At 70.2% G+C, this 24,883-nt stretch carries 31 protein-coding genes and 1 pseudogene; 18 read left to right on the forward strand and 14 right to left on the reverse strand.

What is annotated here, in order from left to right; all coding sequences use genetic code 11:
* Window positions 1-5 precede the first annotated feature (5 nt).
* The 3 genes from ABZ808_RS10200 to ABZ808_RS10210 form a co-directional block, all read right to left on the reverse strand.
* Window positions 6-707, reverse strand: a complete 702-nt coding sequence (locus tag ABZ808_RS10200) for a dihydrofolate reductase family protein (RefSeq protein WP_357003380.1) — start codon at window positions 705-707, stop codon at window positions 6-8.
* A 110-nt stretch (window positions 708-817) separates the two neighbouring features.
* Window positions 818-1,234, reverse strand: a complete 417-nt coding sequence (locus ABZ808_RS10205; protein ID WP_357003382.1) for a hypothetical protein — start codon at window positions 1,232-1,234, stop codon at window positions 818-820.
* Between the two features lie 41 nt (window positions 1,235-1,275).
* The gene (locus ABZ808_RS10210; protein ID WP_357003384.1) at window positions 1,276-1,719 is read right to left on the reverse strand and encodes an Lrp/AsnC family transcriptional regulator; all 444 of its coding nucleotides are present in this window, start codon (window positions 1,717-1,719) and stop codon (window positions 1,276-1,278) included.
* Window positions 1,720-1,812: 93 nt separating this feature from the next.
* On the opposite strand from ABZ808_RS10210, the gene ABZ808_RS10215 reads away from it, so the two are divergent.
* The 3 genes from ABZ808_RS10215 to ABZ808_RS10225 are packed head-to-tail and all read left to right on the forward strand — an operon-like array spanning window position 1,813 to window position 4,042.
* A complete protein-coding gene (locus tag ABZ808_RS10215; protein ID WP_357003386.1) occupies window positions 1,813-2,682 on the forward strand; it encodes an LLM class flavin-dependent oxidoreductase in 870 nt (289 codons plus the stop codon).
* Window positions 2,679-3,104 (forward strand): nucleoside deaminase, encoded by a 426-nt coding sequence (locus tag ABZ808_RS10220; RefSeq protein WP_357003388.1) that lies wholly within the window; start codon window positions 2,679-2,681, stop codon window positions 3,102-3,104. Before ABZ808_RS10215 ends, ABZ808_RS10220 begins: the two co-directional genes overlap by 4 nt.
* A gap of 59 nt (window positions 3,105-3,163) precedes the next feature.
* Window positions 3,164-4,042, forward strand: a complete 879-nt coding sequence (locus ABZ808_RS10225; RefSeq protein ID WP_357003390.1) for an LLM class flavin-dependent oxidoreductase — start codon at window positions 3,164-3,166, stop codon at window positions 4,040-4,042.
* Between the two features lie 26 nt (window positions 4,043-4,068).
* Here ABZ808_RS10225 and ABZ808_RS10230 read toward each other — a convergent pair whose 3' ends face one another.
* Window positions 4,069-5,037, reverse strand: coding sequence for an NADP-dependent oxidoreductase (locus ABZ808_RS10230; protein WP_357003392.1), 969 nt, complete (start codon window positions 5,035-5,037; stop codon window positions 4,069-4,071).
* Between the two features lie 49 nt (window positions 5,038-5,086).
* Here ABZ808_RS10230 and ABZ808_RS10235 point away from each other — a divergent pair, with 49 nt between their 5' ends.
* Window positions 5,087-5,893, forward strand: coding sequence for a helix-turn-helix domain-containing protein (locus tag ABZ808_RS10235; RefSeq protein WP_357003394.1), 807 nt, complete (start codon window positions 5,087-5,089; stop codon window positions 5,891-5,893).
* Here the strand turns inward: ABZ808_RS10235 and ABZ808_RS10240 are convergent.
* Together ABZ808_RS10240 and ABZ808_RS10245 are read right to left on the reverse strand one after the other, a co-directional pair.
* Window positions 5,779-6,210, reverse strand: coding sequence for an ASCH domain-containing protein (locus ABZ808_RS10240; RefSeq protein WP_357003396.1), 432 nt, complete (start codon window positions 6,208-6,210; stop codon window positions 5,779-5,781). The genes ABZ808_RS10235 and ABZ808_RS10240 overlap by 115 nt on opposite strands.
* A gap of 77 nt (window positions 6,211-6,287) precedes the next feature.
* Window positions 6,288-6,839, reverse strand: a complete 552-nt coding sequence (locus ABZ808_RS10245) for a phosphoribosyltransferase family protein (RefSeq protein WP_357003398.1) — start codon at window positions 6,837-6,839, stop codon at window positions 6,288-6,290.
* A gap of 186 nt (window positions 6,840-7,025) precedes the next feature.
* Between ABZ808_RS10245 and ABZ808_RS10250 the strand changes: the two genes are divergently transcribed.
* The 4 genes from ABZ808_RS10250 (at window position 7,026) to ABZ808_RS10265 (ending at window position 11,399) form a co-directional block, all read left to right on the forward strand.
* Window positions 7,026-7,658, forward strand: a complete 633-nt coding sequence (locus ABZ808_RS10250) for a septal ring lytic transglycosylase RlpA family protein (protein WP_357003400.1) — start codon at window positions 7,026-7,028, stop codon at window positions 7,656-7,658.
* A gap of 101 nt (window positions 7,659-7,759) precedes the next feature.
* Entirely contained in the window at window positions 7,760-8,887 is a 1,128-nt protein-coding gene (locus ABZ808_RS10255; protein WP_357003402.1) for a PP2C family protein-serine/threonine phosphatase, read from the forward strand.
* A gap of 129 nt (window positions 8,888-9,016) precedes the next feature.
* A complete protein-coding gene (locus tag ABZ808_RS10260; RefSeq protein ID WP_357003404.1) occupies window positions 9,017-10,873 on the forward strand; it encodes an acyl-CoA dehydrogenase in 1,857 nt (618 codons plus the stop codon).
* A gap of 256 nt (window positions 10,874-11,129) precedes the next feature.
* Complete coding sequence (locus ABZ808_RS10265; protein ID WP_007454197.1) at window positions 11,130-11,399, forward strand: DUF6458 family protein; 270 nt, start codon at window positions 11,130-11,132, stop codon at window positions 11,397-11,399.
* Between the two features lie 43 nt (window positions 11,400-11,442).
* Here ABZ808_RS10265 and ABZ808_RS10270 read toward each other — a convergent pair whose 3' ends face one another.
* Window positions 11,443-11,982, reverse strand: coding sequence for a histidine phosphatase family protein (locus ABZ808_RS10270; RefSeq protein WP_357003406.1), 540 nt, complete (start codon window positions 11,980-11,982; stop codon window positions 11,443-11,445).
* Window positions 11,983-12,095: 113 nt separating this feature from the next.
* On the opposite strand from ABZ808_RS10270, the gene ABZ808_RS10275 reads away from it, so the two are divergent.
* A complete protein-coding gene (locus ABZ808_RS10275; protein ID WP_357003408.1) occupies window positions 12,096-12,383 on the forward strand; it encodes a DUF6458 family protein in 288 nt (95 codons plus the stop codon).
* 99 nt (window positions 12,384-12,482) lie between these two features.
* Here the strand turns inward: ABZ808_RS10275 and ABZ808_RS10280 are convergent, their stop codons facing one another.
* Window positions 12,483-13,160, reverse strand: coding sequence for a hemolysin III family protein (locus ABZ808_RS10280; RefSeq protein WP_357003410.1), 678 nt, complete (start codon window positions 13,158-13,160; stop codon window positions 12,483-12,485).
* Between the two features lie 108 nt (window positions 13,161-13,268).
* On the opposite strand from ABZ808_RS10280, the gene ABZ808_RS10285 reads away from it, so the two are divergent.
* Genes ABZ808_RS10285 through ABZ808_RS10295 form a run of 3 tightly spaced genes read left to right on the forward strand, consistent with a single transcriptional unit; the run spans window position 13,269 to window position 15,518 of the window.
* Window positions 13,269-13,922: an allophanate hydrolase subunit 1 gene (locus tag ABZ808_RS10285; RefSeq protein ID WP_357003412.1), complete on the forward strand. Its 654-nt coding sequence runs from the start codon at window positions 13,269-13,271 to the stop codon at window positions 13,920-13,922.
* Window positions 13,919-14,782 carry a biotin-dependent carboxyltransferase family protein gene (locus tag ABZ808_RS10290; RefSeq protein WP_357003414.1) on the forward strand — a complete coding sequence of 288 codons (864 nt, stop codon included), beginning with the start codon at window positions 13,919-13,921 and terminating at the stop codon, window positions 14,780-14,782. Before ABZ808_RS10285 ends, ABZ808_RS10290 begins: the two co-directional genes overlap by 4 nt.
* Complete coding sequence (locus ABZ808_RS10295) at window positions 14,766-15,518, forward strand: 5-oxoprolinase subunit PxpA (RefSeq protein ID WP_357003416.1); 753 nt, start codon at window positions 14,766-14,768, stop codon at window positions 15,516-15,518. Before ABZ808_RS10290 ends, ABZ808_RS10295 begins: the two co-directional genes overlap by 17 nt.
* Here the strand turns inward: ABZ808_RS10295 and ABZ808_RS10300 are convergent.
* Window positions 15,515-17,353: an NHL domain-containing thioredoxin family protein gene (locus ABZ808_RS10300; protein ID WP_357003418.1), complete on the reverse strand. Its 1,839-nt coding sequence runs from the start codon at window positions 17,351-17,353 to the stop codon at window positions 15,515-15,517. The genes ABZ808_RS10295 and ABZ808_RS10300 overlap by 4 nt on opposite strands.
* A gap of 531 nt (window positions 17,354-17,884) precedes the next feature.
* Between ABZ808_RS10300 and thyX the strand changes: the two are divergent.
* The 3 genes and pseudogenes from thyX to ABZ808_RS10315 all read left to right on the forward strand — a co-directional run.
* Window positions 17,885-17,974 (forward strand): annotated as a pseudogene (gene thyX, locus ABZ808_RS10305) (FAD-dependent thymidylate synthase); the annotation flags it as partial.
* A 127-nt stretch (window positions 17,975-18,101) separates the two neighbouring features.
* Complete coding sequence (locus ABZ808_RS10310) at window positions 18,102-18,323, forward strand: hypothetical protein (RefSeq protein WP_357003420.1); 222 nt, start codon at window positions 18,102-18,104, stop codon at window positions 18,321-18,323.
* Window positions 18,324-18,330: 7 nt separating this feature from the next.
* Window positions 18,331-18,459, forward strand: a complete 129-nt coding sequence (locus tag ABZ808_RS10315) for a hypothetical protein (protein ID WP_357003422.1) — start codon at window positions 18,331-18,333, stop codon at window positions 18,457-18,459.
* Window positions 18,460-18,510: 51 nt separating this feature from the next.
* Here ABZ808_RS10315 and ABZ808_RS10320 read toward each other — a convergent pair whose 3' ends face one another.
* Window positions 18,511-19,092, reverse strand: coding sequence for a hypothetical protein (locus ABZ808_RS10320; protein ID WP_357003424.1), 582 nt, complete (start codon window positions 19,090-19,092; stop codon window positions 18,511-18,513).
* 196 nt (window positions 19,093-19,288) lie between these two features.
* Here ABZ808_RS10320 and ABZ808_RS10325 point away from each other — a divergent pair, with 196 nt between their 5' ends.
* Entirely contained in the window at window positions 19,289-20,044 is a 756-nt protein-coding gene (locus ABZ808_RS10325) for a hypothetical protein (RefSeq protein ID WP_357003426.1), read from the forward strand.
* A gap of 335 nt (window positions 20,045-20,379) precedes the next feature.
* Here ABZ808_RS10325 and ABZ808_RS10330 read toward each other — a convergent pair whose 3' ends face one another.
* The 4 genes from ABZ808_RS10330 to ABZ808_RS10345 all read right to left on the reverse strand — a co-directional run bounded on the left by ABZ808_RS10330 (window position 20,380) and on the right by ABZ808_RS10345 (window position 23,048).
* Window positions 20,380-20,775 carry a hypothetical protein gene (locus tag ABZ808_RS10330; protein ID WP_357003428.1) on the reverse strand — a complete coding sequence of 132 codons (396 nt, stop codon included), beginning with the start codon at window positions 20,773-20,775 and terminating at the stop codon, window positions 20,380-20,382.
* Between the two features lie 11 nt (window positions 20,776-20,786).
* Window positions 20,787-21,464: a hypothetical protein gene (locus tag ABZ808_RS10335; protein WP_357003430.1), complete on the reverse strand. Its 678-nt coding sequence runs from the start codon at window positions 21,462-21,464 to the stop codon at window positions 20,787-20,789.
* 1,111 nt (window positions 21,465-22,575) lie between these two features.
* Window positions 22,576-22,821, reverse strand: coding sequence for a flavin reductase (locus tag ABZ808_RS10340; protein WP_357003432.1), 246 nt, complete (start codon window positions 22,819-22,821; stop codon window positions 22,576-22,578).
* Window positions 22,821-23,048: a hypothetical protein gene (locus ABZ808_RS10345; RefSeq protein WP_357004801.1), complete on the reverse strand. Its 228-nt coding sequence runs from the start codon at window positions 23,046-23,048 to the stop codon at window positions 22,821-22,823. The genes ABZ808_RS10340 and ABZ808_RS10345 overlap by 1 nt, the downstream gene beginning before the upstream one ends.
* Before the next feature lie 448 nt (window positions 23,049-23,496).
* On the opposite strand from ABZ808_RS10345, the gene ABZ808_RS10350 reads away from it, so the two are divergent.
* Together ABZ808_RS10350 and ABZ808_RS10355 are read left to right on the forward strand one after the other, a co-directional pair.
* Window positions 23,497-24,243, forward strand: coding sequence for a DUF5753 domain-containing protein (locus ABZ808_RS10350; protein ID WP_357003434.1), 747 nt, complete (start codon window positions 23,497-23,499; stop codon window positions 24,241-24,243).
* The gene (locus tag ABZ808_RS10355; protein WP_357003436.1) at window positions 24,231-24,425 is read left to right on the forward strand and encodes a DUF397 domain-containing protein; all 195 of its coding nucleotides are present in this window, start codon (window positions 24,231-24,233) and stop codon (window positions 24,423-24,425) included. Before ABZ808_RS10350 ends, ABZ808_RS10355 begins: the two co-directional genes overlap by 13 nt.
* Window positions 24,426-24,883 lie beyond the last annotated feature (458 nt).

Here is a 24,883-nt window from a genome sequence, read left to right on the forward strand (position 1 = left end):
ACGCATCAGCGCGTCACCGTCGGCCCGCCGCCGCTGCCCCGGTCGTCGAGCACGAGCGGGGCGCGACCGCCCACCGCGTACCGGATGTGGGTGACCTCCGGTGTGGGGATGACCCGGGTGGGCGTCAGCTCGATCGCCTCCTTGTCGCCCAGGTCGAGGTCCGCGTCGAGCAGCCGCAGGCCGGTGCCGAGCACGACCGGTACGACGTGCAGCTCCAACTCGTCGAGCAGACCGGCCTTGAGCACCTGCCGCACGAGGCTGCCCCCGCCGGCCACGGCGACGTCCTTGCCGCCGGCCACGGCGCGTGCCTGCTCGACGGCGCTGGCCACGCCATCGGTGACGTACGTGAAGCTGGTGCCACCTTCGCGCAACAGGGTCTGACGCGGGCGGTGGGTGACGACGAAGACCGGCGCGCGGAACGGCGGCTCGTCGCCCCAGGGGATCTCACCCCCGTCGGCCATCCGCCGGCCCATCACGTACGCGCCGGCCGCCCCGAACGACTCGGCGACGATGTCGGAGTTGGTGTCCTGCTCGCCGCCTTCGAAGCCCAGCCGTTCGCGCCACGCCATCGCGTGGGTTACCCAGCGGGTGACCCGGAAGAAGCCGGCGGCCTCGGCCGAGTCGATCCAGTTGCCGTCGCCGGTGAACTGCGGGCCGGCGTAGAACCCGTCCACCGACACCGACAGCTGAGCGGTCACCTTCGTCATCTCGCATCGTCCCCTTCGTTGGCGGCACCCGCCCGGGTGCCTGCTCGCCGAGAGGTCGAAGCCGGCCCCGATACCCCCTACAGGACAACCATGTGACGTGGGACACATGCCTACCGAGCGGTCTGGCCGGCGTTGGGATCAGCCTTCGCCACGTACCACATGCCGGCGCGCTCGGGGTCGCTCAGCCAGCGCATGTGGGGAACCTCGTCGGGGCGGGGCCGCCAGTCGCGGTAGGGGGCGAGAGCCACCCGCCAGGCGATCACCGCGAAGATCAACGCACCCGGGCCGACCAGCCAGAGCAGGGCGTCGCGCCGCCGGTAGGAGGCGTACGGCGCGAGCCAGGCAGTCATCACCACCGGCACCACGAGGAAGCTGACATCGGCTACCGGTCCGTCGCCGAACCGGACCTCGACCAGCTCGCGGACGAGCAGGGCTGGCACCACCGCCGCCAGCACGATCACCGCCGCGACGGTCGTGCGGGCCCGCCGCCCCAGGGGCGCGCGTACAGCGGATGGTTCGACGGACATGTCCGGAGGGTACGGCTCGACAGGCGTGGTGAAACTACGTCTTACGGTCGCGGTCCTCGGTACGGCAGGGTGGCGCTGTAGACCACGTTCGTGGTGGTGCTGCCGAACGCCGCCAATTCGTCGATGACTCGTTCGAGGTGGGCCATCGAGGTCGCGGCCACCTTGAGTACGTAGCAGTCGTCGCCGGTGGTGCGCAGGCACTCCAGGATCTCGTACCGCTCGGCCAGCAGTTGCCGCAGCGGTTCGTGCCGGCTGCCGGGATACTTCAGCCGCACCACCGCGAGCACGGCGAACCCGACCTTCGCCAGGTCGACCTCTGCCCGGTAGCCGCTGATCACCCCGGTCGACTCCAGCCGCTTCACCCGCTCGGTGGCCGCCGACGAGCTGAGGTTGACCCGCCGGCCCAACTCGGTCAGCGGGAGCCGGCCGTCGTTCTGCAGCTCGCCGAGGATGGCCCAGTCGACGGCATCGAGATTGACGGTCATCGGGGCAAACTACCGGCAGATCCTCGGCGAAAGCCAGTGAACGCCGGCAGTAGTCCGTTCACAATTGGGACATCGCCTCGATAGCGTTGGGCGGTGGAAATTGGGGTCAACGTACCGAACTTCGCCCCGGGCACTGACCCCGAGGTGCTGCGCCGCTGGGCGCAGACGGTGGAAGGTCTGGGCTTCGATCTGCTGCTGGTCTCGGACCACATCGTGATCACGCCGGACGTGGCCGAGCAGTATCCTGCCCCGTTCTACGAGCCGTTCACCACGCTGTCCTTCCTGGCTGGGGTGACCCGCCGGGTGAAGCTGGGCACCACCGTCCTCATCGTTCCGTACCGGCACCCGCTGCTGACCGCGCGGATGGCGGCGAACCTCAACCGGCTCAGCGGCGGCCGGCTGGTCCTCGGCGTCGGGGTCGGGTGGGCCCGGCAGGAGTTCGAGGCGCTCGGGGTGCCGTTTCGGCAGCGTGGCGCGCTCACCGACGAGTACCTGCGCACCATCCGTGAGGCGTGGCGGGACACCGCCGACTACGCCACCCCGCCGATTCCGATCTGGGTCGGCGGCAACAGCGACGCCGGCATCCGTCGCGCCGTGCGTCTCGGGGACGCCTGGCATCCACTGCGGTTCACCCTGGACTGGTTGACCGACGCCGTTGGGCGGCTGCGGGCGAGCGCGGAGGAGTTGGGCCGGCCGGTGCCGGCGCTGGTTCCGCGGATCGCACTCCGGATGACCGACGAACCGGTCACCGACCCGGCGCGGCTCGCCGGGATCGGCACCATCGGGCAGATCGCCGCCGATCTCGACCGGCTCCGGCTGCTCGGCGCGCGGACGGTGGTGCTCGACCCGTTCAACGGCGACGTCACCGAGATCCGCGAACCCGAACGGGCCTGGCGGGCGCTGGCAGCCGTCGCGGCCCTGCGCCACACCATCACCGACCAACGATCCACGGAGGATTCATGACCCCCGACGACGAGACGTTTCTCCGGCGCGCGATCGACATCGCCTACCGGGCCGGTGCGGCCGGCGAGCGGCCGTTCGGCTCGCTGCTGGTCGGCCCTGACGGCGACGTGCTGATCGAGGACCACAACACGGTGGTCTCCGAGGTCGACATCTCCGCCCACCCGGAGTTGAAGTTGGCCCGCTGGGCGGCCCGGGAGCTCGCGCCCGAGGCGGCGGCCGGAACCACCATGTACACCAGTTGCCAGCCGTGCCCGATGTGCGCCACGGCAATCGACCGCTCCGGCCTGGGGCGGGTGGTGTTCGCCCTGTCCGCCGAGCAGTTCGAGAGCGTCAAGCCGGCCACTCCGGTGCCAACCCCGGTCCCGTACGAGGGGCCGGCCCTGTTCGAGGAGGCCCGCCGGCCGATCGAGGACCACTACTGACATCGGGCCCGTCGGGCGCATGGTCGGATGGCCAGGTCGGCGCGGCTAGGCTGGCGGTCATGCGGATTGGCATCGTGATCCTGCCGGACCAGCGGTGGGCGGAGTCGCAGCGTCGCTGGCGGCAGGTCGACGAGTGGGGCTTCGACCACGCCTGGACGTACGACCACCTGGGCTGGCGGGATCTGGTGGACGGCCCGTGGTTCGACTCGATGGCCACGTTGACGGCCGCCGCCACGGTGACCTCTCGGATCCGGTTGGGCACGCTCGTCGCGTCGCCGAACTTCCGGCACCCGGCAGCGTTCGCCCGGCAGATCACCACGGTGGACGACGTCTCGGAGGGCCGGCTGCTGCTCGGCCTGGGCGCGGGCGGCATCGGCTTCGACTCGGCGGTGCTCGGCGGCGAGACGCTGCCGCCGCGCCAGCGGGTCGACCGGTTCGCCGAGTTCACCGAACTGCTCGACCTGATCCTGCGCCAGGACGGCACCACCTGGCGCGGCGACTGGTTCGCGGCGGTGGACGCCCGCAACAACCCCGGCTGCGTGCAGCAGCCCCGGGTGCCGTTCGTGGTGGCCGCGAACGGCCCGCGGTCGATGCGGTTGGTGGCCCGGTTCGGCCAGGGTTGGGTGACCACCGGCACCGACGCCGACGACGTGCAGGGCTGGTGGGCCACGGTGTCGGCGCTGTCCGCCCGGATGGACCGGACGTTGGACGAGGCCGGCCGTGACCCGGCCACCCTGGACCGCTATCTCTCGTTGGACGCCGCGCCGGTGTTCTCGCTCAGCAGCGCGCAGTTCTTCGCCGATCAGGTCGGCCGGGCCGCCGAGTTGGGCTTCACCGACGTGGTGACGCACTGGCCGCGCGCCAGCAGTTGGTACGCCGGCGACGAGGCCGTCCTGGTGGACGTGGCGACCCGGCTGCTGCCTCAGCTACGCGGCTGAGCCAGCCGGACCTGTCGGACGGGCGTTTAGTGCGCCAACGGCTGCGACAGCATCACGATCTTCCCTTGGGCGCGGCGGCTCTCGCTCAGCAGGTGGGCGGCGGGGGCCTCCGACAGTGGGAACGATGCGGCGACCGGCACCCGGAGTCGTCCCTCGTCGGCGAGCGTGGCGGCGATTCCGAGTCCGTGTAGCGCCATCGGGTCGGCTGGTGCGCCGACCATCGCGCTCGCGTCCGAGCCCGGTGCCGTGTGGGACATGTGGACGCCGTGTGCCGCCGCGCCGAAGTCGGCGATCGTCACAACGCGCGCCGGGTCCCCGGTGATCGCGATCAGGTCTGGCAACGCACCACCGGCGCAGTCGAAAACGGCCTGCACTCCGCGCGGTGCGAGCGCGGCGACCCGGTCGCCCATGCCTGGACCGTAGGTCGTCGGAGTCGCGCCCAGCGACCGGAGGAACTCGTGGTTGCGCTCGCTCGCCGTACCGATGACGGTGGCGCCACGAGCGACGGCGAGTTGGATCGCGATCGTGCCGACGCCGCCGGCCGCGCCGTGCACGAGCAGCGTGTGCCCCGCGCCCACGTCGAGTCGGTCGAGAACCCGGGTCGCCGTCTCGATGTTCCCCGCCGCGCCGCCGGCCTCCGCCCAGCTCCACCCCGTCGGCTTGGTTGCCCAGGCGACGAGGACGGCGTGTTCGGCGTTGGCTCCACCGAGGCGGGCCATGGCCGTCGTGCCGAACACCTCGTCACCGAGTTCGACACCGGTGACGCCGTCACCGATCTCGTCGACCACTCCGGCGGCGTCGTAACCGGTGGTGTGCGGCAGCGTCAGGGGCACCTGGTCGCGCAGCATGCCGGATCGGACGTACGTGTCCGAGGGCGTGACACCGGATGCGCGTACCGAAATGCGGATCTCGCCGGGACCGGCGTGCGGTGCCTCCACCTCGACGAGGTGCAACACGTCGGCCGGCCCGTACTCGGAGAATTGAACAGCTCTCATGCGGCCGACGGTAATGGAACACCCCGTCCGGATAGCTAAAGTGAGAGGGGTGACAGAGCAAGTGACCCAGAAGATGCGCTCGGACGCCCGCGCCAACCGGGACCGGATTCTCGAGGTCGCCCGCGCGGCGTTCGAGGCAGGCGGCCTTGAGGTGTCGATGCGGGAGATCGCGCGACGGGCGGAGGTCGGCGCGGCGACCCTCTACCGGCGCTTCCCGACCAAGGAAGCGCTGATCATGGAAGCCTTCGCCGAGCAGATGACGGTGTGCTCCGCCATCGTCGACGAGGGCATCGCCGCAGCCGATCCCTGGCAGGGTTTCTGTCTGGTCGTCGAGGAACTGATGGCGGTGCACGCCCTCGACCGGGGATTCACCGCCGCTTTCCTGGCGCAGTTCCCGGAGCCCGCGGCCTTCAACGTCGCTCGCGACCGGACGGTGCGCGCACTGCTGCAGCTCATCCGCCGCGCCAAGGAGTCCGGTGAGCTACGCGCGGACTTCGTCGTAGAGGACATTGTCATGGCGATGATGGCCAACGGCGGCATCCGGGCCGACTCCCGCGCCGCGACTCTCGCGGCCTCCCGCCGCTTCGCGGCATTGATGATCCAGTCGTTCCGGGCCCGCCCGGTGCTGTCGCCGCTGCCTCCGGCGGCCCGGCTCCCGCTGACCCCCCGGTGGGGCGACAGCGCCCGCGGTGCGAACCGCAGGGCTGGCCGCGAGGCGGCGGCGCTGGCGGCCAGGGGCGATCAGGTGCCGAGGTCGCCGCTGGCCACGCCGCCCTCGCCGCCGGAGACCAGCCGCAGGCGCAGGCAGACGATCGGGGTGTCGTCGTCGACCGGGGTGCCGAGCCGCGCCCAGTAGGCCGCATGTCCAGCCCGCCACTCCTCGATCGAGCGGTCACCCTCGCCTTCGGCACGGGCGAAGTCCCACGGCACGTCGGCGAAGCGGACCACCTCGACGCCGGTGATCTCCACGACGCCGGCCAGCGCATCGTCGTCGTCGACCAGCGCCAGCCGCTCGCCGACGTGCTCCAACTCCTCGCCCTCTTCGGCGTACTCGGCGAGCCGGCCGGCCGTCGCGGTCTTCACGCCGGCCAGCACCAGGGTGTTCAGGGTCGCCCGCAGCTCGCCAGGGGTGCCGAGGGCGAGGGCGCGCAGTTCACCGATCCGAGGCCACATCCTGCCGAGGCTAGGTCAGCACGGCTCCGCCGTCGCCGGATTTCGCCCGTCCGGCTCAACTCCCCCAGCGGGCGGGGTCACGCCGGGAGGTCCGTGCCGGCGACGAGGCCACGGATCCGCAGCTCGGTGGCGACCTCGGGCGGGCAGTCGACCGCGACCACGGCCGCGCCCAGCACCTCGGCCCCGCGTGCGGCGCAGATGTCGTAGAGGGCGTGGAGTTGCGCGCCGGTACGCACCCAGTCGTCCACCAGGAGGACCCGGTCGCCGGGGCCGAGGTGTCGGTCCCGTACGGCCAGGTCGACCTGCCGGCCCCGGTAGTCCGGCGGGCTCTGCGCCCAGGTGAGCGGCCCGGCCGGCAGCCTCCCGTCGCCGGGCTTGTGGGCGGCCACGAAGCCGACTCCGAGGGCGGTGGCGGCCAGCGGGCCGAGCAGCAGCCCGGTCACTGCCGGGGCGAGCACCACGGTCGGCCGGGCGGCCCGGTAGGGCGCCACCAGGGCCGGCCCCAACTCGGCCAGCACCGTCGGGTCCCGCCACCACCCGGAGATGTCGCTGACCAGGTGGCTGGTGCCCGGCCCCGGGTCGATCCAGCGGAACAGGTCGACGAGGCGTTCGGTCAGCGCACCGGGCATCCGCCCATCCTGCGGCACGTGCGCTCGGCGGGTCGACACCCGGGCCGGTCGACCCATGCGGGCTCGGATGATCGGCTACACGTACCAGTGCAAATACGGGCATACCACAATGATCACGTTGACTTCGGAAGTGCTTCTCTCGTTACGGTCCGACCCGGTTTGTTCAGTCGACGAAAGGACCGGGCCGTGGTTGGTAGGCACTCCCGTACCCGCATCTTCTCCTCTCCAGCGGGCATCGTGGCCACCGCGGCGGTCGGCGTCGCCCTCGCCGTCGGGGGCACGTTCGGTGCCGTGCAGCTGACCTCGGGCTCCGCGCAGTCGGGGCAGGTGGCTCTCGACCTGACGCCGACCACCGCTCCCAGCAGCCCGGCCGCCAGTTCCCCGGCCGCCTCGCCGAGCGCCAGTGCCTCGCCCAGCGCGTCGGCGAGCCCGTCGGCGAGCCGCTCGCCGCAGGCCGCCTCCCGGGCCAAGGCCCGCACGGCCGCGCCGAAGCCGAGCGCGACCGTGAAGAAGACCACGCCGGCCGCGAAGGTGTTGGAGAGCGGCTCGTGTGGCGCCTCCTTCTACTCCAACGGGCAGCTCACCGCCAACGGTGAGTCGTTCAACCCGAACGAGCTGACCGCGGCGCACAAGACGCTGCCGTTCAACACCAAGGTCCGGGTCACCAACCCCAGCAGCGGCAAGTCGGTCGTGGTGCGGATCAACGACCGTGGCCCGTTCATCGACGGCCGCTGCCTCGACCTCTCCCGCGCCGCGTTCGCGACCATCGCCTCGGTCGACGTCGGCGCGCTCACCGTGCGGTACGAGGTGCTCGGCTGAGGCGAGTCGACGAGGCCGATCCGGCCGAGCGCCTGGGCCGGCCGGACAGAACCTCCTCGGACGACGGGCCAGGTTCATACCGGCGTTCACGTGAATCAGGCATGCTGTCCCTCGTACCCACGCGACTCCTCCAGTCGGGCCGCCGCCCGCTGAGCCCCGGATCCCGCGCCGGCCTCGGCGCGGCCCTCGTTCTGCTCGCGATCGTCTCGGCGGTCGAGTTGGCCGACGGCCGCCCGGCGCACTACACCGCGCTCCTGATGGTCGTCCCGCTCCTGGCTGCCGCCCTGGCGTCCTGGCCGGTGGTGCTCGGCGTCGGCGCCGTGGCGACCCTGGTCGGGGTGGGTTTCGCCCTGGTCGATCCGAAGATGTTGCTGATCACCTCGGTCAACGTGGTCGGGATCGCGCTCGCGACTGGGCTGGCGGTGGCGGTGGCGTCGGTACGGCAGCGGCAGGCCGAGCAGATCGGCGAGCTGACCAAGCTCGCCTCGGTGGCCCAGCAGGCGGTGCTGCGTCCGCTCGGCCCGCAGGTCGGCACGCTCTCGGTGGCTGGCCGCTACATCTCCTCCACCGCCACGGCCGAGATCGGCGGCGACCTGTACGAGGCGATCGACACGCCCTACGGCGTACGCATGATCATCGGCGACGTACGCGGCAAGGGCCTCGATGCGGTCCGGCTGGCCAGCATCGTCCTCGGCTCCTACCGGCACGTGGCCTACGAGCGGGCCGACCTGCGTGCCGTCGTCGCCGACCTGGATCGCGCGGTGGCCCGCAACGTCGGCGACGAGGACTTCGTGACCGCGGCTCTGGTGGAGGAGCGGGGTGGCACGCTCACCATCGTCAACTGCGGGCACCCGCCGCCGCTGCTGCTGCGCAGGGGCGCGGTGATCCCGCTGGAGCCGCCGGCGCCAGCGCCCCCGCTCGGGTTCATGCCGGTGGTCCGCCCCCGGGTGGAGCGCCTGGAGCCCGGCGACCGGCTGTTGCTGTTCACCGACGGTCTCGGCGAGGCCCGGCGGGACGGCGAGTTCTTCCCCACTGCCGACCGGGCGTGGCGACTGCTCGGTCACGGCACGGTGGCGGACGGGCTCGCCTCGCTGGAGACGGCCCTCGTCGAGTGGGTGCATGGCCGGCTCGACGACGACATCGCCCTGGTTCTGATGGAGTACGCCGGGACGCGGACGGGCGTGGCGTCGGCCGTGCCGAGCTGGGAGGTCGGCGCCGCCGAGAGCTGAGCCCGGCTGTCGCCGCCGAAAGTGTGTAATGGCTGTCACTTCGGAGATCGGCTTGTCGCTGCCTACCCGCGAGTAATACAGTGTGGGTTACTGATCGGTAACACCTGTCCGGAAGCGGGGCCAGCGAGCATGACCCACTACAAGAGCAACCTGCGGGACCTTGAGTTCAACCTCTTCGAGGTCTTCGGGGCGGACCAGGCGTTCGGCCAGGCACCGTACTCGGAACTCGACGCCGACACCGCCCGCACCTTCCTCGCGGAGCTCGACCGGCTCGCTCGCGAGGACCTGGCCGCCAGCTACACGGACAGCGACCGCAACCCGCCGGTGTTCGACCCGGCCACGCACACCGCGCCGCTGCCGGCGTCGTTCAAGAAGTCCTACCAGGCGTTCATGGACTCCGAGTTCTGGCGCCTGGACCTGCCGCCGCACCTGGGCGGCACCACCGCGCCGCGCGCCCTCTGGTGGGCTCTCGCCGAGTTGGTGCTCGGCTCGAACGCCCCCATCTGGATGTACGCCTCCGGCCCGTCCTTCGCGCACGTCCTGGAGGTCGAGGGTACCGAGCAGCAGAAGCGCTGGGCCAAGCTCTTCATCGACAAGCAGTGGGGCTCCACGATGGTGCTCACCGAGCCGGACGCCGGCTCGGACGTCGGCGCCGGCCGCGCCCGCGCCATCCAGCAGCCGGACGGCTCGTGGCACATCGAGGGCGTCAAGCGCTTCATCACCTCGGGTGAACACGACCTCAGCGACAACATCGTGCACTACGTGCTCGCCCGCCCGGTTGGCGTCGAGGGCCACGGCGGCCCCGGCACCAAGGGTCTGTCGCTCTTCGTGGTGCCGAAGTTCCACTTCGACGAGACCACCGGCGAGCTGGGCGAGCGCAACGGCGTCTACGCCACCAACGTCGAGCACAAGATGGGCCTGAAGGTCTCCAACACCTGCGAGCTGACCTTCGGCGAGAACGGCGTACCCGCCAAGGGCTGGCTGTTGGGCGACAAGCACGACGGCATCCGGCAGATGTTCATGATCATCGAGTACGCCCGGATGCTCGTCGGCACCAAGGCCATCGCCACCCTCTCCACCGGCTACCTCAACGCCCTGGAGTACGCGAAGAACCGGGTGCAGGGCGCCGACCTGGTCCAGCAGACGGACAAGACCGCGCCGCGGGTCACCATCACCCACCACCCGGACGTACGCCGCTCGCTGCTGCTGCAGAAGTCGTACGCCGAGGGCCTGCGCGCCCTGGTTCTCTACACCGCCACCTGGCAGGACAAGGTCGCCATCGCCGAGGCGGCCGGCGACGAGAAGGCCACCAAGCTGGCCAAGCGGGTCAACGACCTGCTGCTGCCGCTGGTCAAGGGCGTCGGCTCGGAACGGGCGTACGAACTGCTCGGGCACGAGGCCCTGCAGACCTTCGGCGGTTCCGGCTTCCTCCAGGACTACCCGCTGGAGCAGTACGTCCGGGACGCCAAGATCGACACCCTGTACGAGGGCACCACCGCCATCCAGAGCCTCGACCTGATCTTCCGCAAGATCGTGCGGGACAACGGCAAGGCGCTCATGGCGGTCGCCAGCGAGATCCAGGAGTTCATCTCCTCCGAGGCGGGCAACGGCCAGCTCAAGGAGGAGCGGCAGGCGCTCGGCAAGGCGCTCGGCGAGGTCCAGAACATCCTCGGTGTCATGACCAGCTGGCTGGGCGAGGCGCAGGGCGGCGAGACCCGCGCGCTCTACAAGGTCGGGCTGAGCAGCCGGCGGTTCCTGCTGGCGATCGGCGACCTGGTGGTCGGCTGGCTGCTCCAGAAGCAGGCCGACGTCGCGCTCAAGGCGCTGGCCGGCGACATCTCCGCCAGTGACAAGGCGTTCTACACCGGAAAGGTCGCGGCCGCCCGGTTCTTCGCCCGCGAGGTGCTGCCGCGCATCGGCGCCGACCGGCGGATCATCGAGGGCACCGACCTCGACATCATGGACCTCCCGGAGGAGGCCTTCTGACCGTGCCACGGCACGCCTGACGGTTCCGGGCCGCACCACCCGGAACCGACTACGACGGCCGGCGGGGCAACTGCCCTGCCGGCCGTTGTCGTCCCCCGATGGCACCAGAGCGGCGAATGTCGGACCAGCCGGTGCCGACCGCCGAGGTACGTCGATTGATCGAGCCGCGCCGGGTAGGCCGGCCCCCTGGCGGGTAACCGGCGCGTGACCAGGAAAGGGAACGCCCAGAGCCACCGCACGGGGGAGTGCAGCGCACATGGGTGTAGGAAGCGGCATATTTCTCATCGCGCTCGGCGCGATCATGACCTTCGCGATCAGAGCCAATGTCTGGTGGATCGACCTACGCGCGGTCGGCTGGGTGTTCATCCTGGCCGGGCTGGCCGTGCTGCTCACCACGCTCTGGTTCTGGCAGGACCGGCGCAAGCGGGCCCGGACCCTCATCGTGGAGGAGAACCGGCTGTCCCATCCGACGGCGATGATGCCGCCGCCGCCCGACCCGCCGCCGCCGACCGCGCCACCCTCCTGACCTGAGTACGCCCTGAGCCACCCGTCGAGGATCGACGGGTGGTTCAGCCGCGTGCGGTGTGCCGCTCGGCGACCGGCGCCCCGGCGCGACCCAACTCCGGCCAGGCGAGCGTGCCGCGGTGCACCGCCAGCTCGGCCGTCCGCAGGCCCTCCTCGGTCGCCTCCTGTGGGTCGAGGAACGCGGACAACAGCGAGATGCCCGGGTTGTGGGCGATCAGCAGCACGACGCGCGCCGCCGGGTCGGCCGTGCGGACCAGCGCCAACAGCTCCTCGGGATGGGCGTCGTACGCGCCGGGCTCATAGCGGACGCTCGGGCGGGGACCGGTCGGCCCGCCCTCCGGCGGCGATCCGGTCATCCCCATCGCCAACCCGTGCCAGGTCTGGCGGGTACGCCGGGCCGTCGAGCAGATCACCACGTCGGGCAGCAGATCGTGCCGGGCCAGCCAGGCGCCGGCTGCCTCCGCGTCGGCCTCCCCACGCACGCTCAGTGGACGGTCAGCGTCGTCCGACCCCTCGCCGCCCTGCTCGGCCTTCGCGTGCCGGAGCAACACCAGTGTCCGTGTCCCGGCTCGGGTGTCCGTCATGCCCTCAGCTTGCCCGATTGGCGATCTCTGCGCCGGGGTAAGTCGAGGGATGCCGCGACCCCTACCAACGGCCGCGACGGGCCGTACGCCAGGTTAGAGCCGAGGAGCGAGACATGGGCATTGGTGGCAGCATCTTCCTGATCGCGTTGGGCGCGATCTTCGCATTCGCCGTGGAGGCCGATCTGGGCTGGCTGAACCTGGCCGTGGTCGGCTGGGTGCTCATGCTGGCCGGTGTCGCCGGCCTGCTCGTCACCCTCTACTTCTGGAACAGCCGCCGTCGCCCGGTGGCCGCCGCGCCCGTCCGCGAGGAGCGCGTGGTTGCCGACCGGGTGGTGCCGGTGCAGGGCGACCGGGTCGTCGAGGAGTACCGCGAGGTACGTCGGCCGGGTCGCCCGGTCTGATCCTCGTCCGCGAACTCCGGGGTCCCGCAGCGTCGCGGGACCCCGGCTCGCGTGTGCGGGAGCCAGCTCACGCGTTCGAGGGCCGGGCGATGCCCTGGCTCAGGCGAACAGCGCGAAGTAGATCGCGATGTGGTGGCACAGCGCGGCCAGCAGGGTGCAGGCGTGGAAGAACTCGTGGTGGCCGAAGACGCTGGGCCACGGGTTGGGGCGGCGCAGCGCGTAGAAGACCGCTCCGACGCTGTAGATGACGCCGCCGACGATCAGCAGCACCAGCGCGGTGACGCCGCCGCCGCGCAGGATCTCGGGAAGCATGGCCACCGCGACCCAGCCGAGCGCCAGGTAGAGCGGCGCGGAAACCCAGCGGGGCGCGTGCGGCCAGGCCACCTTGACCGCCACGCCGGCCAGCGCGCCACCCCAGACCAGGGCCAACATCACGGTGGCCTGTCGCGGTTCGAGCAGCATGACGCAGAGCGGTGTGTACGTGCCGGCGATGAACACGAAGATCATCGAGTGGTCCATCCGGCGCATCAACTGGTAGCCGCGCTCCGACCACACACGACGGTGGTACAACGCGCTGGTGCCGAAGAGGCCGCAGACCGTGAGGCTGTAGATGAGACAGCTCACCAGTGGTGCCCATCCGGGCCGGGTGGCGGCGATCGAGCAGAGCACGATGCCGCTGGCGAGGGCGACGAAGAAGGCGTACGTGTGCAGCCAGCCGCGCATCCGGGGTTTGCCGATGTCGACCGGCTTCAGGCGAAGCGGTGCGGAGGTGGTCACGCCAATAGGTTACGCCACCGTAGGTTACCTTCAAGTAAGCGCGCTGGGTGACGCCCGGCACCGTCCCGATGAATTCCTTGCCGGCACGGCATCGGCGAGGATGAGCCGATGCGGATCCGATCCGTCGGGGCGTACGCACTGCTCCTCGACTGCACCGCCCCCGCCGACATCCCCGAGGCCGCCCTGGTCGAAGCCTGGCGGGCCGAGCTGTGGCGCCGTCGCGAACAGGGCGACCTGAGCGCCGTCGAGATCGTGCCGGCGGCCAGCACCCTCCTGCTCGACGGCCTGTCCGACCCCGCCGCCACAGCCGACCTGCTGGCCAGTTGGGCACCAACCGTCGCCGCCACCGCCACGGCCAGCACCGACGACGACCGGCCCGACGGCGTGCAGGTCGTCGTCCCGGTCGAGTTCGACGGGCCGGACCTGCCCGTCGTCGCCGACCACTGGGGGGTCGACGTGCCAACCGTGCTGCGCCGCCTGACCGACACCCCGTTTCGGGTCGCCTTCTGCGGCTTCGCCCCCGGGTTCCCCTACCTGACCGGGCTCCCCGCCGATCTGGCGCTGCCCCGGCTGCCCACCCCCCGTCCCCGCGTCCCGGCCGGCTCCGTCGCCCTCGCCGGCCCGTACGCCGGCATCTACCCCGGCGCGTCCCCCGGCGGCTGGCTGCTGGTCGGCCGGACCGACCTGACCCTCTTCGACGTGGACGACGACCCGCCGGCCCGACTCGGCCCCGGCACCCCGGTCCGGCTGGCGACGGCATGACCCGCCCCGCCGAGATCGAGGTGCTCCGGGCCGGCGCGCTCACCACCGTGCAGGATCTCGGCCGGCCGGGCTGGGCGCACCTCGGCGTCCCCCGCTCCGGCGCTCTCGACCCGAGCGCCCTGCGGCTCGCCAACCGGCTGGTCGGCAACCCCGAGGAGGCCGCCGGCCTGGAGATCACCCTGACCGGCTGCACGCTGCGGCTGACCCGGGCCACCACCGTGGCGATCACCGGCGCCGACGTCGTCGTCCGCGCCGGCGACCGGCCCGGCGACACCGGACGTCCCCTCACCGTGCCGGCGGGAACGGTGCTGAAGGTCGGTCCGGCCCGTCGAGGCGTACGGAGCTGGCTCGCCGTGGCGGGCGGGATCGACGTGCCGCCGGTGCTCGGCAGCCGGGCCACCGACACCCTCTCCGGGCTCGGCCCGGCCCCGCTGCGCGACGGCGACCGGCTGCCGCAGGGCGTTCCACTCGGGAAACCCGCGCCGGTGGACCTGACCGTCGGCCCGGCACCCGCGCCGGAGCTGACCCTGAGCGTGCGCCTGGGTCCACGCGACGACTGGTTCACCCCCGCCGCGCTCGACCGGCTGCTCGGCACCGCGTACACCGTGAGCCCGGTCAGCAACCGGGTCGGCGCGCGACTCGCTGGCGCGCCGCTGCCCCGCGCGGTCACCGGCGAACTGCCCAGCGAGGGCGTCGTGCTCGGCGCGGTGCAGGTGCCGGCGGACGGGCAACCCCTGATCTTCCTCGCCGACCATCCGACCACGGGTGGATACCCGGTCATCGGGGTGGTCACCGACGTGACCCCGCTCGCGCAGGCCCGGCCAGGCACTACCGTCAGGTTCCATGGACCTCAACGCTGACCTGGGCGAGGGCTTCGGCATCTGGCGGCTCGGTGACGACGACGCCCTGCTGGCCCTGGTGACCTCCGCGAACGTCGCCTGCGGCTTCCACGGCGGTGATCCGTCCACCATGCGGAGGGTCTGCGAGGGCGCGGCGCGACACGGCGTCGCGGTGGGCGCGCAGGTCGGCTACCGGGACCTGGCCGGCTTCGGCCGGCGGCGCATCGAGTACGACTTCGCCGAGCTACGCGACGAGGTGACCTACCAGTTGGGGGCGCTTGACGCGTTCTGCCGGATCTTCCGCACCCGGGTCCGCTACCTCAAGCCACACGGCGCGCTCTACCACGCGGCGGCCACCGACGAGTCGCAGGCCGCGGCGGTGGTCGCCGCGATCTGCGGGTACGACCCCGAACTGCCCGTCCTCTGCCTGTCCGGCTCGGTGCTCGCCCAGCTCGCCGTCGGCGCGGGCCTACCCGTGGTCGCCGAGGCGTTCGCCGACCGTGGCTACCTGCCCAACGGGTCGCTGGTGCCGCGCGGCACCCCCGGCGCGGTGATCACCGACCCGGAGGAGGTGGCCACCCGGGCGGTACGGATGGCCACCGAACGGACCGTGGTGGCGGTGGACGGCACCGTCATCCCCTGCCCGGTGGAGTCGATCTGCGTACACGGCGACACGTCGGGCGCGGTCTCCGCCACCGAACTGGTCCGGGCCTCCCTGATCGACGCCGGGGTCCAGGTCGCCCCGTTCGCCCGTTAGGCGTCGAGGCCGCGCAGCACCAGGGGAAGTCGGGACGCGGCACCGTCGACCACCCGGACCGGGACACCCCAGTCCTGCCGGGTCAGGTGGCAGGCCGCGTGCTCGACGTCCGCGTCGCAGGTCGCCGCCTGGGCCGTCACCTGGAGGACCCCACCGGTGACCTCGCCATTCAGCACCAGTCGGCGGGACAGCTCGGTGCCGGTGCCGCCACCGTCCAGCAGCAGCTCCGGCGGGGAGGCGGAGACCACCAGCCGGGTCGACGGCCCGTACGTCTCGTCCAGCTTCTGCCCCGGCGCGGGGGTGAAGACGATGTCGAGGGTGACCTCACCCGCCGCCACGTCGGTCGGCTTGCGCTCGGTGCGGTGTCGGGGGCCGTCGACAGTGCTCGCGCCGGCCGCCGACAGCGCCCCCGGGGCCAGCCGGGTCAGCCGGTGCCCGGCGGACTCCACCACCAGCACCTCACCGGACGGGGTGAGCACCAAATCGCTCGGCTCGGCCAGCCCGTCGGCGACCGTGGACACCTGGGAGGTGGCCGGGTCGAAGCGGCGCACCGCACCGTTGTAGGTGTCCGCGACCAGCACCGAGCCGTCCGGCAGCGCGCACACCCCGAGCGGGTGCTGGAGCAGCGCCGACTCCGCCGGCCCGTCCACGTGACCGAAGTCGAACAGGCCCTGCCCGACGGCGGTGCCCAGCACCCCGTTCTCGACGTACCGGACCGCGCTGGTCTCGCTGTCGGCGATCCACAGCCGGGCACCGTCGGCCGAGACGGAGAGCCCTGACGGCTGCGCCATCCACGCCTCGGCCAGCGGGCCGTCGCGCAGCGCCTCGACCGTCGTGCCCGCGTACATGCCGGCCGTCCGCTTGATCGGGTCGAACCACCAGAGCTGGTGGATACCGGCCATCGTGATGATCAACTTGTCGTCGTACCAGGCCAGGTCCCACGGGGACGACAGGTCCACGGCGAGCGCGTCGTGCGCGTGGTCGTCGACCGAGGCGCGCCACTGCCGGCCGCTGCCGGCCACGGTGACCACCTCACCCGACGCCAGCCGTACGCCCCGCAGCAGGTGGTTGACCGTGTCGGCGACTACCAGGTCGTAACCGGCCACCTCGGCGACGTGGGTGGGCAGCAGGCAGAGCCCCTGCGGCTCGGAGAAGGTCGCCGCGCCCGCCGGCCCGTCGGCCCGACCCCGGTCCCCCGAGCCGATCCGGCGCACCGGCGTCTCGCCGTCCGGGGCCAACTCGACCAGGGAGTGCCGCGCCGAGTCGGAGACCAGCAGGTTGCCGCCTTCCAGGAGCACCGCCTTGCCCGGAAAGCGCAGCGTCGTCTCCGGTGCCGGCGGCGGGACGTACGGGCCGTCACCCCGGTGCAGAGTGCCCTTGGCCTCGTGGGTGGCGATCAGCTCGTCGATCAACCGGGCCAGCCCTTCGGCGTGCCCCTCGCCCGCCATGGTCGCCACCACGTAACCCTCGGGGTCGATCACCGACAGGGTCGGCCAGGCCCGGGCCGCGTACTGCTGCCACATGTCCAGCTCAGGGTCGTCGAGTACGGGGTGGTGCACCCCGTACCGCTCCACGGCGGCGGCCAGCGCGTCGGCGTCCTTCTCGTGCTCGAACTTCGGCGAGTGCACACCGATCACGACGAGTACGTCGCCGTACTTCTCCTCCAGCGGCCGCAGCTCGTCGAGCACGTGCAGGCAGTTGATGCAGCAGAAGGTCCAAAAATCTAAGATGACGCAACGACCTCGAAGATCCTGCAGTGTCAGGTTTTGTCCACCCGTATTAAGCCACTGCCGGCCCCGGAGTTCGGGTGCACGTACACGCGCTGTCGTTGCCATGCCTGTCAGCCTGCCACGGCGAGGCTTTTCCGTATCGGTCCTCGTGACCCGAGCGACAGAAAGCGTCGAGGCGTCTCAGCCCGCGCCGCCGTCGTTACGTTCACGACGCTTCCCGGCGTACTCGCGGACCTCGACCTCGTCGCAGATTCGGCCGACGGTCGACGTCTCCATCGGGGCCGGGAAGTCGACGGCGCGGGGTGCCGGCTGAGGTCATATTCGACATGGGCATCTTCGACGGCCCCGAGGCACAGCGACTCGCCGAGATCATGGCAGAAGAGTCCGACTAGCCCCACGACAACGACGAAGCGCCCCGCCGCCCGGCACCGCCGAGGGTGGGGCGTTCAAGCTGTTGATGGCGCTGGGAATCACCGGGTGGTGATCCCGCTGGTCCGCCAGTTCGGACCGTCCCGGTAGGACTTAACTGGGCTCTCTCGGCGGGTTTCACATCGACATGGGTGACCGACATTGCACGGGGCGCGCCTGGCTTGGGCTGGGAGGCGCCGCGCCATTACAGTCCGAGGCATGCCGGAAATGGTGCAGCCCCAGGTCAAGTTGATCGCGTGGACCCAGTTCGCGGCCCCAGACGACGTACAGGGGTCGACCGACACCGAGGGCGGCCAGCACGCCGGGTAGTACGACGACGGCACCCGCGCCAACGGGTGCCGTCGTGAACAGCACTCGCGTCAACGAGTGCAGGTAACGAGATCACCAAGCCCTTCCGACGAAGAAGAAACAAGGAGGCTCGCCTGTGAGCAGAGTACGTCGCAACACGGACGAGGTTAAGAAGGCCCCTGGAAACCGCGACGTGTCGCCCAGGGGTCTCGCGCTGCTGGTGGCGGCCGTTCTCGCTGGCTACCTGGTCATGGAAAACCCAAAGGCCGCAACCCCGGCCCTCGTTGCCGTGGCGGTTCTCACGGTGCTGAACCAGCTTGTCCGGCGGGATCGGGATCGCGACTCGGACCAGGATTAGCCCCTGAGTGAGGCCCTCGGTCGACCGGATCACCCCGGCGGACGAGGGCTTCACCTTGTTCGACATCGGCAACCCGCCGTGCCTCAAGGACCGAGGCCCTCGGCTTGCGGAGATCGCGGCCGACGAGGAGTCCTAGCCTCACGGAGTCTTTGACCGAGAGTGGATGATTGATTCCTGCGAGACACTGCTAACGGCCGGTGCCCGACGACTCAATGCGGGTTAGCCGGACGCGCGACAGTAGCTCGATTGGCTGTCGGGCAGCCTCAATTGCCTCCACTAGCTCTTCGTCGGATACGCCCGGCAGGCCCTCATACGCCTGATCCACGGTCTCGCGTGCTATTTGTTCAGGACCTACCAACGGGCGGGGCACACGAGGCGATGCACCTTCGAGAATCTCCATCCGGTGTTTCTGCCAGTCCATAATAAGCCGAACAATTCGCTCCATGGCTGCGATACCAGCGACGCCGTACGCGACTGGTGAGAACTGCTCGGCCACAGTCGTCAGGACAACTTCAAATGGACTTTCGAGGCGCATGCGAGCTACATGAAGGCTCGGGTTTCCGACGACTCTCATCTGCGCCGCAAGGCTCAGTCGTGGATGGTTCCCCCTCGTAGCCCGGAACCTGCCCACAGCTTCTCCAACGCAACCCACGCGGTCAAGTTGGTCAACGTAACGCTTAACCTGGGACAGCCTCGGCATGTCGCCAAGATCAGCAACTATCAACAGCGTGGGCGTCTCTGTAGTCAACCCGGCACCGAGGGAAGTCATGCGGCGCATCTAACCACAATGGACTCGGGGTGCCCACCCCTCGTGAACGACGCGCCGGACAGTCCACCAAGCTTCTCCAAGGCGTGGTTGGGGTGGGGAGGGCCTTACTCTCGCTGGCGCTGCTTCCCTGCTACGCCTTGGTCCAGTAGAGGACAGGAGCCGGCGGCACGTAGCGGCACGTGCCTACTGTGGATGCGTGCCACCTGAACTCATGCCTTCGCTGCTGACCGGGGCCTTCGCGCTAGGGGGTGGACTGGGCGGTGTCCTGCTGACTGGCTGGATCACTCGACGCAATGAGACGCGACGCTTAGCCGCCGAGGACTCCCGCCGCTGGCTAGTCGACCGCCGGCACGCCTACGCCGCTTACCTCACACTCGTTCAGTCGATGCTTCGAGAGATCGACGAAACTGCGGTCTTCCTGTCCTACGACGGTACTGAGGAGGTAAGCGAAGAGTACGAGTCATTCATTGACGAAGGACTGATGGATTACTGGCAGCGCTGGGAGGAGGTACTTCAGCCAGCATTGCTAGAGGTGGAATTGATGGCCAACCCGCTAGTGGCGGATCTTGCAGACAGGACGAGTGCCGCCCTTATGGAGATCACCGCAGTAGTCGAAATGCGAGGAAGGTTCACCGATTACTATCCCGGATGGTTTCAGGCTCGGGACATGTTCGAGGTTCTGCGGAATGCGATGCGGGTAGAGATTGGCCTTCCAGCTTCGGGGATTAGGGATTTCCGGGCTAGGGACGATTCTTGGCCCTGGCTTCCGAACAGACCTAGCCGCGAATCATATATTCAGGTCCACCCAAGGAAGGCGGAGGAAGTACCCGGCAAGACCCTTTCTGAGCAGCGCTCGGCTCAGGCCAGCCGGCGTGAGGGCAACGCCTTCGAGACCAAGCCAGAAAGAGGGAGTTCCAGAACGAAGAGGGGACCTTCAGGACGCTCGCGCTGACGGGCTCGCAGTGTATCGGTGAGATCCATAGCGACCCCTATGCCCGTACGAACAGGAAGGCGCTATGCCGCTTCGGTGGGGGAAGCGGGGCCGAGGGGGCCTTCCCCCAGGGTCACGGTCAGTAATTTTGGCATTGAGCCAGTCGCGACCTCGCGGCGGTCACGGCGAGACGCGGCGTGCTGGGCATCCGAGTCAGGAGCCGGGCCACCGGGGTCGCCGGGGGTGGTCCGGCACCGGGACGCGGTAAGGGTAGCTGGACAGTCACGGCCCTGGCACCAAGGACGCGCAAGGGCCCCCGGGGTACAAGATCCCCGAGGGCCCTCATGTCCGTGCCGCTAGGAGGTCTGGCGGACCTGCCGGACCACGTCGGTCGGATCGAAGTCGTACAGGCTTTGATCGGCCGGGGTCCGGCCAGATACCAGGGCGGGCCTCGGGGCTTCCGGCTGGGCGTCCCGCGCGGCGTCGTTGGCGACGCGGGCCCGGTCTAGCGCCAAGGTCCGGGCCTCGCGCTGGATCTCCGTCGGGGAGTTCCCTGTGATCCTGGCGGCTAGGTCCTCCCCGAGGGAGTAGCGCTTGGCGGCGTCGGCGACCAGCCAAGCCCGGTTCGCGCGGGCCGGCGGTTCGGTCCGCACCCGCTCGGCATCCTGGGCAGCGGCGACGGCTCGGGCTATCTTGTCGCCCTCCTGCGCCCCGGCGATGGCGCGGTCTACCTTGCTGCTGATGTTGTCCATGCTCGTCACGGTCACGCCCCCGTGAACGGCTCGGCGGCGATCAGGTCCGCCGGGATGCCGCTCGCGCAGACGGTGAGGTCGTCCCATGCCATGCCGAGGCGGGACAGGCGACCGGGGAAGTTCCTCGGGTCGGCCCGGTGGGCGGCGTTGTGGTGGGCGGCCAGCGCGGCGCGTTGCTCAGGGCTCGCCGGACGGTGCATGACGCGCAGGTTGTCCAGCCCGGTAATCGCCGAGGCGACCCGGTCGGCCTCCTCGTACGCGCCGCGCGCTTCGCGGATCGCGCGGGCCGAGGTCTCGGCCAACTCGGGGAGGCGGGCGGCGAGGATCGGCCGCAGACCCTCGTAGTTCGCAGGAATGCTCTGCTCGTAGACCCGCGCGGCGGCGTAAGCCCGGTTCAGCGCGGCGCGGATCTTTAGCTCGGCCTGACGGATGCGCTCGTCGGTGACCTCCTGAAAGATCGGCGCGGGCGGGTTCTTTCCAGCTCGGATCGCGGCGGCGATCGCCGCGCGGTTGTCGGCCATGGCGTCGCGGATCGCTTCAACCATGTCCCGCTCGGCGGCGGTGGCGTTGTTCGCCGCGTCCAGGGCGTCGAACGCGGTCCGCACGGCAGACGGGCACGCGGGGTCGTCCAGGACCCAGGCCGGGATGCCGTAGTCGGGGGCGACCAGGTCGCCGATGCTCGTGGCCATTGTGTCTCCTCTGGGTGTGCTGCAATCCCCCCGCCAGACGCTCTGTGTGGGGGGATCAGGTGCGGGTCGGAATCGGGGGAAGGCTGGGAACGACTCAGGCCCTCCGAGGGGGCGTCTCAGACCAGTCGGAAGAACCAGGGGCGGCTATCCGCGCGGGTGCGTCTGCGGCTGGCGGAGATGCCGAGCGTGCCGAGATCGGCAGCCAGGTGGCGGACGTTCCAAGCCTTCGCCGCGGGATTCTTCGTCGCTGAACTCCGCGGTAGCCGACGGCACACAACCGCGTGTAGTTCGGCGGTCGTGACGTTGTATTCGCCGCGCCCGCCAGCACCTTCTCGGCGATCAGTTGGGCAACCGCCGGGTCAGGCTCGAAAGGCTGAACCATCAGGCCGCCTTCTCGGTTGGCTCGGTGCCAAACAGCCGCGCCGCCTTACGCTCGATCGCGGCCAGGGCGTCGCGGTCCTCGGCGATCACGGCGTCGGCCTGGCGCAGCAGCAGATCCTGCGCGGCGGCACGGAAGCTCGTTGCAGCCTCCGCGCGTAGACGGACCGACCTTCTGATACGGCACCGGTTCGAGCAGGTCAGGCGGGCGCGGTAGCCGGGGGTGCGCGTAGTCGCCGCCGGGCACTCGCTACACCGGGCCATACAGGCACCTCCCTTTCCGCGTGATGCGAATAAACGGCAGAAAAAACCAGATCGAGCCCGCTCACGCCACATAAAGCGGGCTCGATCTGGCCTGAAGAATGACGGCCGCAGCGCCAGGAGAAGCCCCGCCCGTTACAAGGTGAGTGGGCCCGCGAGGCCCTAGCTGTTCACCTGTCCCACGTTGCGGGACGCCGGACGTGGGACGGCGGTTTCACGCTGCCCCAGGGAAGCGGGCCTTTTCGAGTGACGCAGTGACGCGCGTTTCGTCACTCCCGTATCTATGTCTAAGACTTCTTCTTCTTCCTCTAGTAGTAGTAATAGGGAAGTGACGAAACGGGGGTCACTGCGTCACCCGGCGGCTCGCTTCCACGCTCCGCGTGATGCTGGCACCGCTCAGCGCAAAGACCCGCCCCAGGGCGGTCAGCCTCGGTGGACGAGGCACTAACGCCGGGGCGGGCGGCTGAGACGGCTACCGGCGTTGGGCCCAGCCGACAAAGCGCGGGGTCAGGTCCGGCAATGTGCCGTCCGGGTTGAGTTTCTTCAGGTCGGCCGTCGCCTCCTCCTGAACCTTTGCCATGTGTACCAGCAGGCCCGGACGATCGTCGCGGAACTCGCCGAGGAGGCGCAGCTTCGCGGCCGAGCAGGGCCACAAGATGCCGCAGTTGGGGCAACGCCACGACGGGCGTAACGGCTTGTGCTCCGCCTGGTCGCGCATCAGCCGACCCGCACGGGCGTACGGGCGACCGGGCGGCGGGCGGTCTGCCGGGACGCTGGGGCCAGTGCCGGCGGGTCCTGCCAAACCAGGCCGCCGGACATGACGAACAACGAACGCCGCGCGACAGCGTCCCCGCTCACGCCCAGCTCGTACCCGTCGAGCCAGAGCCAACCGTCGTACGTCGGCCAGTCGAGTACCCGAATCACGCGCACGAAGATCGGGCGCATGAACTGCACACTCGCGGCGCGGGTTAGGTGCAGGACGTCGCCTGTCGCCACCTTCCGCGCGGCCCCGCTCACGCGTGCGCCCAGCGGCTATCAGGGACGCGGTTTAGGCGTTCAACCGGCGCGACCGGGGGCAGCCCGACCGGGACGAAGGTCCCCGGCGGCCAGGGCGTCGGCGGTCTCGCCGGGGCCGGCTTCCGGTTGGGTGGCCGATCGGGCTTCGGTTCGGGTGGCTGGTCCGGCACGCGCGCTCCCCCTGCTCGTAGCTCTGGGAAGGGGCCACCCCCGTAGTGCTCGCCGTCAGGGGCGGCCCCGGTTACGAACGCGTCCGCCGGGTTCTGGTCCCTGCCGGCCGCGCCGTCTACAAAGCACCTTGCCCAACGAAGCTAGACGGCTACACCACGTAGCTATACGTTCTATAGACGTCGAAGACGTCCGCTCGGAGGTGGGCATGAACCAGGCGCTACGAGTGGCATTGGCTGACACAGGTGAGACCGTCGAAAGTCTTGCCGAGCAGGTCGGCGTAGACCCGAAGACGGTGGCGCGCTGGGTCAACCCCGGCCGAGTCCCACACCCGCGCCACCGCGCAGCCGCAGCCGCTGCGCTCGGCCGTGAGGCTGAGGACATTTGGCCGGACGTCTTGAAGCGGCGGGAACCGGCGTGGCTACGCCCGTGGGTGGAGACCGAGCTTCAGGCGTCTGCTCTGCGCGCCTTTCAGGTGGCGGTCATTCCCGGCTTGTTGCAAACCCCCGATTACGCCTCGGCGGTACTGGCTAGTGGGGTGCTCGGCCCGGACGAGGTCGCGGACTACGTCGAGACCCGGCTACGCAGGCAAACGGCGGTGCTCGACCGGCGCAAGCCCCCGCTCTTCGTCGCGGTGATTGACGAATTCGCTCTTCGTCGTGGCGACCCCGAGATCATGAACCCGCAGCTAGACCACCTGGTAAAGATGGCCCAGCGGCCGAATGTGCTTGTTCACGTGTTGCCGCTGGACGCGGGCCTTCACGCCGGGCAAGCGGGGCCGTTCGTCATCGCCACCACTGAAGACGGCGATGTCGCCTACCTCGATGATCAGGCTGCCGGACGGCTGACCAACGACACCGCCGCCCTTTGGGCCACCTGGGATACGCTGCGCTCAGTGGCTCTCCCACGCCGCCAAACCATCGACTACTTAGAGGCAAGATCATGGCTGACCTGACCGGCGCCCTCTGGCGCAAGAGCACCCGCAGTAGCTCCAACGGCGGCGACTGCGTCGAGGTTGCCGACAACCTTCCGGGCGTCGTCGCGGTGCGCGACTCAAAGGACCCAGCGGGTCCGGCGCTGACCTTCCCCCCGGCCACGTGGGTCGCGTTCGTCGGCCAAGTAGCCGAGCGGTCGTAGCCAACGCCAGACCAACGGAAGCGCCCGTCCCCGATATTGGGGACGGGCGCGATGCGTTGAGGCCCGCGCATGTCGCCGGCACAGCGCTAGCGTGGCCTGAGTAAGCACATGGTGCACGGAAAACGGTTGACCGCGCATCGGCCGAATGACGATCTCCGTTGCCCAGCATTCCGCGAAGTTCCGCGAAGTTCCCCCAAACTTCGCGGAACTTCGCGCCAAGTAGCGCTGAATGTTGAGCACAACCTCAGCGGTCGTGCCCGCTGTCCGCGAGCTACAGCGCTAGAGGCTCGCGGGACACAAGCCATCGGCAGCCGTACCGTTGCTGAACGTGACAACCGACGACCAGCCCGACGACGCTCCATATAGCCGGCGCAGTCCGATCTTCGGAAGGGTGCGGCCTACCCCCGGGCATCCTCGGCGCGTTGACCGCGCGCTCACGACTCGCAGACGTTCGGACG

The organism is Micromonospora sp. NPDC047527, from assembly GCF_040643015.1.
Classification (GTDB): domain Bacteria; phylum Actinomycetota; class Actinomycetes; order Mycobacteriales; family Micromonosporaceae; genus Micromonospora.